Source organism: Corynebacterium riegelii, assembly GCF_016728505.1.
Taxonomy (GTDB): Bacteria; Actinomycetota; Actinomycetes; order Mycobacteriales; family Mycobacteriaceae; genus Corynebacterium; species Corynebacterium riegelii.
Genome location: NZ_CP068159.1, coordinates 1618101 through 1631274 on the forward strand (window position 1 = coordinate 1618101; position 13174 = coordinate 1631274).

At 62.0% G+C, this 13174-nt stretch carries 12 protein-coding genes; 7 read left to right on the forward strand and 5 right to left on the reverse strand.

The window, feature by feature from the left end; all coding sequences use genetic code 11:
• The first annotated feature begins 16 nt into the window (after nt 1–16).
• Nucleotides 17–880 carry a methyltransferase domain-containing protein gene (locus I6I71_RS07660; protein ID WP_201820011.1) on the forward strand — a complete coding sequence of 288 codons (864 nt, stop codon included), beginning with the start codon at nt 17–19 and terminating at the stop codon, nt 878–880.
• On the opposite strand, the gene I6I71_RS07665 is transcribed toward I6I71_RS07660, so the two are convergent.
• Both I6I71_RS07665 and glgA read right to left on the reverse strand, forming a co-directional pair.
• Nucleotides 877–2295, reverse strand: coding sequence for a GH32 C-terminal domain-containing protein (locus I6I71_RS07665; protein ID WP_201820013.1), 1419 nt, complete (start codon nt 2293–2295; stop codon nt 877–879). The genes I6I71_RS07660 and I6I71_RS07665 overlap by 4 nt on opposite strands.
• 17 nt (nt 2296–2312) lie before the next feature.
• On the reverse strand, nt 2313–3473 hold the full coding sequence (glgA, locus tag I6I71_RS07670; protein ID WP_141738194.1) for a glycogen synthase: 1161 nt from the start codon (nt 3471–3473) through the stop codon (nt 2313–2315).
• Nucleotides 3474–3563: 90 nt separating this feature from the next.
• Here glgA and glgC point away from each other — a divergent pair, with 90 nt between their 5' ends.
• The gene (glgC, locus tag I6I71_RS07675) at nt 3564–4781 is read left to right on the forward strand and encodes a glucose-1-phosphate adenylyltransferase (protein WP_201820015.1); all 1218 of its coding nucleotides are present in this window, start codon (nt 3564–3566) and stop codon (nt 4779–4781) included.
• On the opposite strand, the gene I6I71_RS07680 is transcribed toward glgC, so the two are convergent.
• Complete coding sequence (locus tag I6I71_RS07680) at nt 4778–5401, reverse strand: O-methyltransferase (protein WP_201823556.1); 624 nt, start codon at nt 5399–5401, stop codon at nt 4778–4780. The genes glgC and I6I71_RS07680 overlap by 4 nt on opposite strands.
• A gap of 82 nt (nt 5402–5483) precedes the next feature.
• On the opposite strand from I6I71_RS07680, the gene sigE reads away from it, so the two are divergent.
• From sigE to I6I71_RS07695, 3 genes are read left to right on the forward strand one after another with little or no spacing between them, the layout of a single operon-like run.
• Nucleotides 5484–6092, forward strand: coding sequence for an RNA polymerase sigma factor SigE (sigE, locus tag I6I71_RS07685; RefSeq protein ID WP_052204789.1), 609 nt, complete (start codon nt 5484–5486; stop codon nt 6090–6092).
• The gene (locus I6I71_RS07690; protein ID WP_052204788.1) at nt 6089–6424 is read left to right on the forward strand and encodes an anti-sigma factor; all 336 of its coding nucleotides are present in this window, start codon (nt 6089–6091) and stop codon (nt 6422–6424) included. The genes sigE and I6I71_RS07690 overlap by 4 nt, the downstream gene beginning before the upstream one ends.
• Entirely contained in the window at nt 6425–6820 is a 396-nt protein-coding gene (locus I6I71_RS07695) for a Sec-independent protein translocase family protein (protein ID WP_101735098.1), read from the forward strand. It begins immediately after the preceding gene.
• A 24-nt stretch (nt 6821–6844) separates the two neighbouring features.
• On the opposite strand, the gene I6I71_RS07700 is transcribed toward I6I71_RS07695, so the two are convergent.
• On the reverse strand, nt 6845–7981 hold the full coding sequence (locus I6I71_RS07700) for an Mrp/NBP35 family ATP-binding protein (protein WP_201820018.1): 1137 nt from the start codon (nt 7979–7981) through the stop codon (nt 6845–6847).
• Between the two features lie 56 nt (nt 7982–8037).
• Here I6I71_RS07700 and I6I71_RS07705 point away from each other — a divergent pair, with 56 nt between their 5' ends.
• Nucleotides 8038–8535 (forward strand): YflT domain-containing protein, encoded by a 498-nt coding sequence (locus I6I71_RS07705; protein WP_052204783.1) that lies wholly within the window; start codon nt 8038–8040, stop codon nt 8533–8535.
• Nucleotides 8536–8539: 4 nt separating this feature from the next.
• On the forward strand, nt 8540–9289 hold the full coding sequence (locus tag I6I71_RS07710) for a hypothetical protein (RefSeq protein WP_201820020.1): 750 nt from the start codon (nt 8540–8542) through the stop codon (nt 9287–9289).
• An 82-nt stretch (nt 9290–9371) separates the two neighbouring features.
• On the opposite strand, the gene I6I71_RS07715 is transcribed toward I6I71_RS07710, so the two are convergent.
• Nucleotides 9372–13103, reverse strand: a complete 3732-nt coding sequence (locus I6I71_RS07715) for a multifunctional oxoglutarate decarboxylase/oxoglutarate dehydrogenase thiamine pyrophosphate-binding subunit/dihydrolipoyllysine-residue succinyltransferase subunit (RefSeq protein WP_201820023.1) — start codon at nt 13101–13103, stop codon at nt 9372–9374.
• Nucleotides 13104–13174 lie beyond the last annotated feature (71 nt).

The window sequence follows — 13174 nt, forward strand, 5'->3', positions numbered from 1 at the left end:
GCGGTAGGATGCACGCATGCTGAAAGACATCGTTGACGTGCTGGCTGACCCGGTGGATCGCACCCCATTGCGCGTGGAGGATGGCGGCGCCCGGTTGGTGTCGGAGTCCGGGCATTCGTATGACGTGGCTCGTCAAGGCTATGTCACGCTTGCTGGCGGCAAGGGCCTCAACCATGAGGGTGACTCGCTGGAGATGGTGCAGTCGCGTGAGGCGTTTTTGTCGCAGGGGTATTTCGCGCCGTTTGTGGAGGCCGTCACCGAGGCCGTGGAGCAGGTGCTGGGAGTCAGCGCTGCTGGCGTTGAAGAGCCGGTGATTCTGGAGGTCGGTGCCGGTACCGGTTACTACCTGGCGCACACGCTGGACACCGTTGAGGGGGCGCGTGGCGTGGGTCTGGACATTTCTGTGCCGGCCGCGAAGCACTTGGCTAAGTCGCACCCGCGAGTGGGTGCGGTGGTTGCGGATGTGTGGGAGGGCCTCCCGCTTCACGACGCCTCGGTGCACGCCCTGACCGTCGTCTTCGCGCCCCGCAACCCGGCGGAGTTTGCGCGCGTGCTTGTAGACGGTGGCGAGGCCGTCATCCTCACCGCCCACCAAGGCCACCTGGATGAGCTGCGTGAGCCGCTGGGTATTTTGGGCGTTGAAGGCGGCAAGCTGGAGCGCATGCTTGAGCAGGCGGAAGGCCACCTGGAGTTGGTGGGTGAGCCGCAGCTCATTGAGTTCCCGATGGAGTTGGAGCGCGCCGCGATCGCCGCCCAGGTGGGCATGAGCCCGTCGGCACGCCACCTGGATAAGGAAACGCTTGCAAGCCGTGTTGCGGCGCTGCCGGAGACGTTGCGGGTCACCGCGAAGGCGAACCTGGTTCACCTGCGCAAGTGCTAGAGCAGCGAGCTGTGGCCGCGGCGCCATTCGGAGTAGATCTCCGCATCGCCGCTTGTGCGTACCTTGATGCCGCTGGAGCCGTTTTCGGGCCAGAAGCGTGAGCTCATGGCTACGCTGCCGCCGCCGGCATAGACCTCCAGGGTGGAGCCGTCGACGATGACGGTGATGTTGTCCTCGTCATCGTCGTGAAGCGGGGCGGTCTTCGGATCCCCGTCAAAACGATCAAGTTCGATGTGCTCGCCGGTGTGGCGGATGCGGGCGGCGGGCTCGCCGTTGCCGTCAATAACCTCAACGACAACCTCGGAACCGGCCGGAATATCGCACAGGCCCGTCCACAGCAGCGCACGCTGCGCCTCATCAACCGCATCCGGAAGCCCTGGGGCCGGCACCTGGTAAAGGTGGCCGTGCTGCAGCGTGATGCGCCTCGGCAACGTCAGCGCGTTGGCCCAGCCCTCCGCCTCCCAGTTGGGCTCAGCGGTGGGGTCGCCGGTGCGCCCCGCGTTGGTCATAAACCCGTAGATGTAGGCGCGCTCGTACAGCTTGAACTCGTCTTCGGTGCCGCGCGGGTAGTTGGTGTTGCGCGGGCGTGTGAAGTCATGGCCAAAGTCGAAGCGCTGGCTGGGGGTGACTACGTGGAATTGGTTGCCCTCCAAACGTCCGATGATGTAGCTGGCGATGTCTTTGCCGTCTACTTCGGTGGTGATGAACAGTACGTCGTAAATATCGCCGTCTACTTCGTCGCGCAGGCGCACCAGACGCGGGGCGACTAGGGAGCCGTCCATTTCAAACCCAGCATCACCGACGAACTCCAGCGGGCCGATGAACTGCCAGGCGCGCCCGTCGTCGGAGCTCAGCACCACCGGCTGCGGGTTGTCGGAGGGGCCGGTGACAGCGAGCATGAGCCAGCCTTCGTGGCCTGCGTCGCGGTCGCTTAAGCGGCTCCAGCCAGGGATGACGCACGGGGAGCGGAAGTTGGAAAACTCGTCGGTGCTTTCCACCACCTTGCCTAGGCGTTGGACGGCGGTGGAGACCTCCACCGTGTCGTCTTCAAGATCGCTGCACAGCGCGTTCACATCATCAACGCGGGCCACCTGGACGGTGCTGCCGGCATCGGTGCGGGAGGTGAAGTAGATGTCAATGCCGTCGTCTTCCACATCGCCGCCGACAACGGCGCCTGCACGCAGGTGGCGTTCCCCACCGGCGGGGATGATCGCGTCGTTGCACTCGTACCAGCTAAACGGGTCGCCTTCGCTTGCGCTGTGGCCCCAGCGGCTCTGCCCGTCTGGGGTTGGGCGGTACTGGTAGAACATGTGCCACACGTGTTCGTTTTTCGCGCCGAGGCGGATAACACCAGCGGGTCCTTCGAGGATGCCTTCCTCGGCGGTGAGGTGCAGTTCGGGTCTAAACGTAGTCATCAGCGAGCAGGTTCCTCTTAGATCAGCTTCTTGTAAATATCAACGGTTTGTTGCGCAATGGTGGCCCAGGAAAAATCGGCCACCGCGCGTTCGCGGCCAGCCTGGCCCATGCGTGCGGCAGTGTCCGCGTCCGCAACAACGGCGTTCACGGCCTCGGCCAGGTTGCGCTCGAAGGTTTCGGGATCCGATTCGTCATAGTCCACCAGCGTGCCGGTCACGCCGTCCACAACAACCTCGGGGATACCACCCACGCGTGAGGCCACCACGGCGGTGCCACACGCCATTGCCTCAAGGTTGACAATGCCCAGCGGCTCATAGATAGACGGGCAGACAAACACGTCAGATGCGGCGTAGACCTCGCGGATCTTATCGGCCGGCAGCATCTCTTCCACCCAGAACACACCATCGCGCTCAGCGCGCAGCTTGTCCACAAGACCCTGGGTTTCGGCTGCGATCTCCGGCGTATCGGGTGCGCCGGCGCAGAGGATGAGTTGCACGGAAGCGTCGAAAAGCTGGGCTGCCTTGAGCAAGTGGGGGACACCCTTCTGGCGGGTGATGCGGCCAACAAACGACACGATGGGCCGCGTCGGGTCAACCCCGAGCTCCTCGGTAATGGTGCCCTTCGTGGGGTACCACAGCTCAGTGTCAATGCCGTTGAGCACCACATGCACCTTGTCCGGGTCAATGCTGGGGTAGGCGCGCAAAATGTTGTCTTTCATGCCGGAAGACACGGCGATGACAGCATCCGCGTTCTCCATGGCGTTTTTCTCGCTCCAGGAAGACACGTTGTAGCCGCCGCCGAGCTGCTCACGCTTCCACGGGCGGTCCGGCTCCAAAGAGTGGGCGGTGGCCACGTGAGGAATGTCATACATCAGCCCGGTCAGGTGGCCACCCAGGCCCGCGTACCAGGTGTGGGAGTGGACCACATCAAGGTTGTTCGCACTGTGCGCCATGCGCAGGCCGGTGGACAGCGTTTTCAACGCACCGTTGGCGTCTTCCAGCGCCGGATCGACGCCGTGGACGTACACATTTGCCTCGTCCCGCGGCGCGCCCATGCAGTGCACATCCACGTCCACACCGTCGATGCCTCGCATGAAGCGCGTGAGCTCTGTGACGTGGACGCCGGCACCGCCGTAGATTTCCGGCGGATACTCTTTTGTCATCATTCCCACTCTCATGTCCGCCACCCTAGTGACGTTTCGCAAACTGTGTCAGGAAGCTTGCTAGTTGTGCTGCGAGCGGGCCATGTTTTCCCTAGTCTTAGACATATGAAGAGCCAGCCACGTGTCCTTGCAATTGTCCTTGCGGGCGGCGAGGGGAAGCGCCTTTTTCCCTTGACCGCGGACCGCGCGAAACCCGCTGTCCCGTTTGGCGGTAATTACCGCTTGATTGATTTCGTTTTGTCCAACTTGGTGAATGCGGGCTATATGCGTATTGCCGTGTTGACGCAGTACAAGTCGCACTCCCTGGACCGTCACGTGGCTACGGCGTGGAATGTGTCTGGGCCGACGTCGCAGTACATTGCGTCGGTGCCGGCGCAGCAGCGTCGCGGTAAGCGTTGGTACAACGGCTCGGCGGATGCGATTTTGCAGTCGCTGAACTTGATCTATGACGATAAGCCGGACTACGTCCTAGTCTTCGGCGCGGATCACGTCTACCGCATGGATCCCTCACAGATGGTGGAAGATCACATTGCTTCGGGCAAGGACGCCACGGTTGCGGGTATCCGCGTGCCGCGTGAGGAGGCCACGGCCTTTGGCTGCATCCAGTCCGATGAGGACGGCACGATTACGGAGTTTTTGGAAAAGCCCGCCAACCCGCCGGGTACCCCGGACGATCCGGATATGACCTATGCGTCTATGGGTAATTACTGCTTTTCCACGGAGGCGTTAATCAAGGCTCTCCTTGAAGACGAGCAGAACGAAGACTCGGAGCACGACATGGGCGGCAACATCATCCCGTACTTCGTGTCCAAGGGGCAGGCCAACGTGTATGACTTCTCCTCGAACGATGTGCCGGGCGCGACAGATCGTGACAAGGGCTACTGGCGTGACGTAGGCACCATCGACTCGTTCTACGAGGCGCACATGGATCTGATTTCCTCGCACCCAGTGTTCAACCTGTACAACAGCGCGTGGCCGATTCACTCCACGGAGGACGGCAACCTGCCGCCGGCGAAATTCGTGCTGGGCGGTATTGCGCAGGAGTCCATTGTGGCCTCCGGCTCGATTGTGTCGGGGGCGACGGTGCGCAACTCCGTTCTGTCTACGGATGTGCGTGTGGAGGAAGGCGCCACCGTGGAGGGCTCCGTGCTGCTGCCGGGTGTGCGCATTGGCAAGGGTGCCGTGGTGCGCCACTGCATTTTGGATAAGAACGTCTACGTCTCTGACGGTGAGATCATCGGCGTGGACGCGGAGCGCGACCGCCAGCGCTACACCGTCTCTGACGGCGGCGTTGTGGTGGTTGGCAAAAACGAAGTGGTTTAGCGCTTCGTAATTAAGGTGAGCCCGCCGTCGAGCGGCAGGCGGGCCACCAGCGCGCCGTGGTCGGCGGCGAGCGTTTCCACGTAGTCGTCGGCGGTGCGTGCGGCGTCGGTGTCGCGGTCGCGGCGGGAGGGGTCGGCCAACGTGCCGTCTAGAAGCGAATCAGCGACAACGATCATCCCGCCCTGGCTGAGCAGCGGCCAGGCAAGCTCAAGCACTGCCTGCAGCTCGCGCGGTGCAACATCCAGGTAGATCAGCTGGTAGGCCTGTGCGGCCAGGCGGCCCATGACATCCAGCGGGCGCGCGGTGAGGAAGCGAGTGCGCGACGCACCGTGTCCGGCAAGCTTAAACGCGTCCTTCGCGCCTGCCTGCAGCGCCGCATCCGGCTCAATGCAGGTCAGCGCGGCCTTCTCCGGCAAGCCCGCCAGCAGGTGCAGGCCAACCACACCCGCAGCCGGGGTTACGGCCACCGCACCCTGGGTGCCGGTCGTGCCAGCCAAGGTTTGCAGCAAGGAGCCCACGACTATCGACGGCGCACGCAACCCATTTTCATCCGCCTCCACATGGGCGCGATGCAGCGCATCGGGTGCCTCGGCGAGACGGTCGGTGATGTAAGAGGTCATCTGGGTAAACGCTGTTGCAGTCACGATTTGAAGCATAGTTGGTTGGCCACGCCGTGGTGGCCATAGTGGTAATATCTCGGTGATGAATGCGCCAGAGACGCAAGACACAGCGGAAATGCTCAGCGGCACCGCGGCCTTTGATGCTGGGACGGGCGAAATGCCGACATGGGGTGAGTTGGTGCGCGAGCACGCGGACAGCGTGTATCGCCTGGCGTATCGCTTAACGGGTGACAAGCACGACGCGGAGGATCTGACGCAGGAAACCTTTATGCGTGTGTTTCGCAACGTGTCCAAGTACCAGCCCGGCACGTTTGAAGGCTGGTTGCACCGCATCACCACGAACCTGTTTATGGACATGGTGCGTCACCGCGCGAAGATCCGCATGGAGGCCCTGCCTGAGGACTATGAGCGCGTGCCTGCGGTCACCATGACCCCGGATGAGGCGTACAACGCGTCTGTGCTGGACCCGGCGTTGCAGGCGGCGTTGGATGAGCTGAGCCCGGATTTCAAGGTTGCTGTGGTGTTGTGTGACGTGGTGGGGATGAGCTACGAGGAAATCGCAGACACCCTGGGTGTGAAGATGGGCACGGTGCGCTCGCGCATTCACCGCGGGCGGACCCAGCTGCGTCAGTCTTTGGAGCAGCAGGCGGAGGTGGACGCCGCGGCGAAGGAGTTGATCCGTTCGCGATGACTAGGCGGTTTTCTTCCACGGAGCATTTAGGCCCTGAGGCGGTTGCGGCGTTTGTAGACGGGGAGTTGTCGGCTTGCGCCACCCGTCGCGCCCAGGACCACATTGCGCAGTGCCAGGAGTGTCATGAGGAGGTGGTGGCGCAGCGTGGGGCGTCTCAACGCATGCGCTTTTTGCGTACCGACGAGCACGTGAAAGCCCCCACCTCCCTCATCGAGAAGCTTGCCAACATGTGTGATGACGACGAACTGCATGACGCGGCCGAAGCTAAGCGCAGCCCGCGCGAGAAGCTTGCTGACGCGCTGCAACGCTTCCGTCAGGGTAGAGTGACATAGGTGTTTTCCAGTTTCGGTTGGGGAGAGTTCCTCTTCGTCATGATCATCGGCCTGATTGTGATCGGGCCGGAACGCCTCCCCAGCGTGATTGAAGACGTACGTGCGGCCATCTACGCCGCACGCAAAGGCATCGCGAACGCCAAAAAAGAGCTCAACGGCGAACTTGAGGGCTTCGGGGAGTTCAAAGAGTTCAAAGAACCGCTGGACACCGTGACCAAGTATGCGGCGATGGGGCCGCGCCGAGCGATGACCAGTTTCCTGTTCGAAAGCGACGAAGACGAGCAGCCGCAGGCACCCGCCCAGCCCCCGCAGCAACAAGCGCGGCCCCCGCAGCAACAGCAAACCCCGCAGGCACCGAAGCGCGAGGCGGGGTTCAACTGGGAAGACGTGCTGTAGACAGCACGTCAGCACCTACGGCGATTACTTCACCTGGGGGTTGAGGCTTTTGCCAGCCAGGGAGTCGCGGCGTACCTTCAGCTTGCTTGCAATCTCATGAATTGCCTTGGCGGCGGGGGAGTCCGGCTCGGAGATGACTACCGGGTTGCCGTCGTCACCGTGCTGGCGAAGCTTCGGATCCAAAGGAACAGAGCCCAAAAGCTCCACTGCAGAATCCGTCAGCTGCGTCAGGCGCTCGGCCACGTGCTGGCCGCCGCCTTCGCCGAAGATGTTGATCACGGAGCCGTCGTCAAGCAGAAGCCCCGACATGTTCTCCACAACACCCGCGATCTTCTGATCGGTCTGCTGGGCGATGGTGCCGGCGCGCTCCGCAACCTCGGCTGCTGCAGCCTGCGGGGTGGTCACAATGATCAGCTCCGCATTCGGCACGAGCTGCGCAACAGTAATTGCAACATCGCCAGTTCCCGGCGGCAGATCCATAAAGAGCACATCCAGATCGCCCCAGTAGACGTCGCCTAAGAACTGCTGGATAGCGCGGGTAAGCATCGGGCCGCGCCACACAACCGGCGCATTGCCCTCCACAAACTGACCGATGGAAATGTGGCGCACGCCGTGGGAAATCGGCGGCATCAGCATCTCATCCACCACCGTCGGGGTCTGACCCACAGAGCCCATGAGGCCTGGGATGGAGTGGCCGTAAATATCAGCATCCACAATGCCCACGCTCAACCCCTGCTGCGCAAGGGCGGTGGCCAGATTCACCGTCATGGAGCTTTTACCCACGCCCCCCTTGCCGGAGGCGACCGCGAACACGCGGGTGCGCGAATTCGGGTCAGCAAACGGGATAGCCGGGCCAGTCTGCTCACCGCGCAGCTTGGTCGCTAGCTCGCGGCGCTGCTCGTCGCTCATCGTGTCCATAGACACGCTCACGTTGCCCACACCCTCAAGCTCTTCAAGCACGGCGCGGGTGTTGCGCTCAATCGTGTCGCGCATTGGGCAACCAGCAATAGTCAGGTAAATGACTACCGACACGTCATTGCCGGCGATGTCAATGGATTTGACCATGCCAAGCTCAGTGATCGGCTTGCCAATTTCCGGGTCGTCCACACGCGAAAGCGCTTCAGTAACAAGTGCAGTGGTGATCGAATTCGTTGTAGCCATGGTGACAAGCAAGTATAGGCGTTTGCGCGGGCGCTATAGTAAGCAGCGTGACTTCCATGACTCAGCCCCCATTCAGCGGGCGCGACCCGCGGCAAGTACCCTCCGGCTGGCCCGTAGGCAGCTTCCAAACCTACGCCGAAGCTCAAGCCGCCGTAGACAGCCTGGCGGACCGCAACTTCCCAGTGCAGAAGCTCACCATCGTGGGTGTGGATCTCATGCAGGTGGAAAGCATCACCGGCAAACTCACCTGGGGCCGCATCCTCGGTGGCGGCGCGCTGTCAGGCATGTGGATGGGTGTATTCATCGGCCTGATTCTGTCCCTGTTTACACAGACTGGCACCGGCTGGGCAATCATCCTGTGGTCCCTGCTCATCGGCGCCATCTTTGGCCTGGTGTTCGCGGCAATCGCGTACGCCTTTACTGGCGGGAAGCGTGATTTTTCGTCTGCAACCACCATCGTCGCCGGCCACTACGACGTGCTGTGCGACCCGGACGCCGCAACCCAAGCACGCGACATGATCGCCTCCCCGAATCAGCCCGGCCCGACGCAGTAACCGTATGGGCAAGGCAGGCGTAAAACGTGTAATTGCGGCAGCGACGGTGGTTGCCGCGGCGCTGGGCACCTCAGGGTGTGCGTCCACGCAGGGGCTGAAAGAGCTGCGGTCCATCTGGACCAAGCAAGGAACCCCGGTGGCTATCGGTATTAACCCGCACTCATCAGAGCAAGTGGTGTTGGGGGAGATCTATAGCCAGATCTTTGACGCGATGGGCTACGCGGCTGGCGTATCCAGCTTGAGCGCCAGTGAGACACAAGACGCGCTGACCCTGCTTCGGAACCAGCCTGTAGATCTTGTGATCACCTGCACCGGCACCCTGCTTGAGTCGCAAGATCCCAACAAGGCTGAAGAACTCAAGGCAAGCGACCTCAGCGGGCCTGAGCTTTCGGACGCCACCTACGACGCCATGGTGGCCACCTTCCCCTTCAACATGAGCACGGTGAACCCGTCGCCGGCAGAAGGCTGCGCGCCGGTGGAGGAGATGCCAGGGGAGGCGCCGGAGGACGCATTGGAGGGGGAGGCGCCTGTGGAGGAGCCTCGGGGATTGCCGCAAAACATCGTGCCGGTGTTCCTAGACGGCAAGTTTGACCACGGAACGATCACACGCATCAACTTCATCACTCGTGTGATGGCTACCGATGAGATTCAGGAGATCGCCGCCGAGGTGGATAACGGTGCCCCTGTGAGCCAGGCGGTGTCTGCGTGGATCGCGGAATACGCCGGCATCATGGGCGCTGTCCCAGAAGAGTAAAGCACGCAGCGCACAACGCCCAGCGCAAGGCAAAGGCCCCCACACACTGTGCGGGGGCCTTTCGCTTATCTAATGGGGGCGGTTATTTGGCAAACGCCTCGTCGATAAGCTGCTGCTCTTCCTGCTGGTGGATCTTGCCCACGCCGGTTGCAGTGGTGGACTGCGCACGGCGGGAGACACGAACCATCTCAGGCATATCCGGGATCAGGTTGCGCAGGTGCTCGTTGTAGAACGGCCACGGACCCTGGTTAGCCGGCTCATCCTGCACGAAGCGGATCTCCTTGGCGTTCGGGTAGTTCGCAAACGCATCCTTGAGGCGGTTGAACGGGATCGGGTGCAGCATTTCAAGGCGGATGATCGCAACGTCATCACGACCGTCCTTCTCCTTGCGCTTAGCAAGCTCGTAGTAGATCTTGCCGGAGCACAGCAGGATGGTGGTGACCTTGTCAGTGTCGGCGATCTTCTTGTTGCCGCGCTCCACAAACGTCGGATCATCAATCACGGACTGGAAGCGGTTGACCTCGGTGAAGTCCGCAGGCTGGGACACAGCTGCCTTGTTGCGCAGCATGGACTTCGGCGTGAATACCACCAGCGGACGCTTCATCTCGCCGAGTGCCTGGCGGCGCAGCAGGTGGAAGTGGTTCGCCGGAGTAGACGGCTGTGCAATGGTCATGGAGCCCTCAGCAACCAGCTGCAGGTAGCGCTCGATGCGTGCGGAGGAGTGGTCCGGACCCTGGCCCTCGTAGCCGTGCGGCAGGAGCATGATCAGGCTGGACAGCTCACCCCACTTGGTCTCGCCGGAGGAGATGTACTCATCAATGATGGTCTGCGCACCGTTCGCGAAGTCACCGAACTGCGCTTCCCACGCCACCACAGCGTCGTGGTCCGCAATGGTGTAGCCGTACTCAAAGCCAAGGCCTGCAAACTCGGTCAGGGCGGAGTTGTACACCTCGAAGCGGCCACCGTTGCCGGCCTCAACGGCCGCGTGGTCGATCGGGTTGAACGCTTCGCCGTTCTCCGGGTTGTACAGCACTGCGTGGCGCTGGGTGAAGGTACCGCGCTGGCTGTCCTCACCGGCGAGGCGGACAAAGCGGCCTTCCTTGGCCAGGGAACCGAAGGCGAGGAGTTCGCCCCAGCCCCAGTCAATGTCACCGTTTTCGAAGGAGCCGCCACGGTTCTTCAGCACGTTCTTCAGGCGCTTGTTCGGCGTGAAGTCCTCCGGCAGGTCAGCGTAGGTATCGGCCAGCTTCTTGAAGGTCTCTTCCGTGATGTTGGTGTCCAGACCACGGGTGAGCTCCTGAGAATCCGTAATACCGGTCTGCTCGCTCGGTGCACCCTCGGAAGCCTTCACATCAGAGAACACTGCGTCCAGCTGATCGTGGAAGTCCTGTGCCGCAATCTCCGCCTCTTCCTGGGAGATGTCGCCGCGGCCAATGAGGTCATTGGTGTAGCGGGTACGCACGGACGGGTGGGAGTCAATGCGGTCGTACATGACCGGCTGGGTCACGGTTGGGTCATCAGCCTCGTTGTGGCCGCGCAGGCGGTAGCAGATCAGGTCAATGAAGACGTCCTTGCCAAACTCGCGGCGGTACTCGGTTGCCAGCTGGGCAACCCATGCGGCTGCCTCCGGGTCGTCACCATTGACGTGGAAGACCGGGCAGTCGAAGCCCTTGGCCAGGTCGGTGGCGTAGTAGGAGGAACGGCCGGAGTCCGGGGTGGTGGTGAAGCCGATCTGGTTGTTCACAATCACATGCACCGTGCCGCCGACGGAGTAGCCCGGCAGGCGAGACAGGTTCAGGGTCTCCTGGACCACGCCCAGACCAGCGAAGGATGCGTCACCGTGGAGCATGATCGGCATGACCGGGAAGTCCTCGCGGCCTTCCTCAGCCTTGAGCAGGTCGGTCTTGGCGCGTGCCATACCCACCAGCACCGGATCCACAGCCTCAAGGTGGGACGGGTTAGCGGCCAGGGAGACCTTGATCTCACCGTCGCCAAACATCTGGATGTGCTCGCCCTCAAAGCCCAGGTGGTACTTCACGTCACCGGAGCCACCCTGCTGAGCAGCCTTGAAGTTGCCCTCGAACTCGTTGAAGATCGTCGCAACCGGCTTGCCAACAATGTTGAACAGCACGTTCAGGCGGCCACGGTGCGGCATGCCAATGACAACCTCGTCCAGGCCCTGGCCGGCGGCGGTGTCAATCGCAGCGTCCATAAGCGGAATCAGGGTCTCCGCACCCTCAAGGGAGAAGCGCTTCTGGCCCAGGTACTTGGTCTGCAGGAAGTTCTCAAAAGCCTCAGCGGCGTTGAGCTTCTGCAGGATGTACTTCTGCTCCGCGTTGGTCGGCTTCGGCATGCCGGCCTCCATGCGGTCACGCAGCCACTCACGCTCATCACGGTCCATCACGTGTGCGTACTCAGCACCAACGTGCAGGGTGTAGGCGGCGCGCAGGCGAGACAGCACCTCGCGCAGCGTCATGCGCTCCTTGCCGCCGAAACCACCCACGTGGAAGGTGCGGTCCAGATCCCACAGGGTCAGGCCGTGGGACTCCAGCAACAGGTCGCGGGAATCCGGCTTCGGCAGGCCCGGCTGGTGCCAGCGCAGCGGGTTGGTGTCCGCGATCAGGTGGCCACGAGAGCGGTATGCCTCGATAAGCTGCATGACACGGGTGTCCTTGTTAATGCCGGTATCCGGCAGGTCCTGTGCCCAGCGCAGCGGGGAGTAGGGGATTTCGAGGGATTCGAAGATTTCGTCCCAAAACTTATCGTCAATAAGCAGCTGCGAAATGTCACGCAGGAACTCACCGGACTCTGCACCCTGGATGACACGGTGGTCATAGGTGGAGGTCAGGGTGACCAGCTTGCCCACGCCAAGCTCAGCCAGGCGGTCCTCGGAGGCGCCTGCGAACTCTGCCGGGTAATCCATCGCACCAACGCCAACGATGGTGCCCTGGCCCTTGGTCAGACGCGGGATGGAGTGGCGGGTACCAATGCCGCCCGGGTTGGTCAGCTGAATGGTCACGCCGGAGAAGTCATCCATGGTCAGCTTGCCCACGCGGGCGCGGTCCACGATGTCCTCGTATGCGTCGACGAACTGGTTAAAGGAGAGCTTCTCGCACTCCTTGATAGCTGCAACTACCAGGTTGCGGGAGCCGTCCTTGCCCGGCAGGTCAATAGCCAGACCCAGGTTGATGTGCTCCGGCTGTACCGCGAAGGACTTCTTCTCTTCCTCGCGGTAGTTCTTGTTCATGTCCGGGTGCAGCTTGGTTGCCTGGATGATGGCGTAACCAATGATGTGGGTAAAGGAGATCTTGCCGCCGCGGGTGCGCTTCAGGTGGTCGTTGACCAGGGCGCGGTTTTCAAACATGAGCTTGACAGGCATGTCACGCACGGTGGTCGCCGTAGGAACCTCAAGCGACTCGTTCATATTCTTCGCAATGGCGCGGAATGCGCCCTTGAGCTGGGTCTCGCCCGGCTCAACCTTGATCTCCGGGATGCGATCCAGTGGGGACTTCTTCGGCTTCGGCAGAACCGTCTGCGGCTTCTTGGTCTGCGCTGCGGCCTGGTCAACCTTGGTCTCACGACCGTCCTGGCTAGGTGCCGCCGTGGAGCGCGACACCTTCGGATCCGTCTTCGGCTGCGAGGAGCCCTTTGCGGACGGGGTGACGTTGGCGGTGCCCTTTGCAGTCTTCGGAGCGCCCTGCTTTTCAAATAGCTCACGCCACTCCGCATCGACGGAGTTTGGATCCTCCTGGAACTGCTGGAACATCTCGTCAACCAGCCAGCTGTTCTGGCCGAATGTGTTTTCGCTGCTCACGGCAGGTGTTCGCCTTCCTTCAGTGGTGTCAAGTTTGTCTAATTTAGCGACTTCACAACGATGTTAGTGAA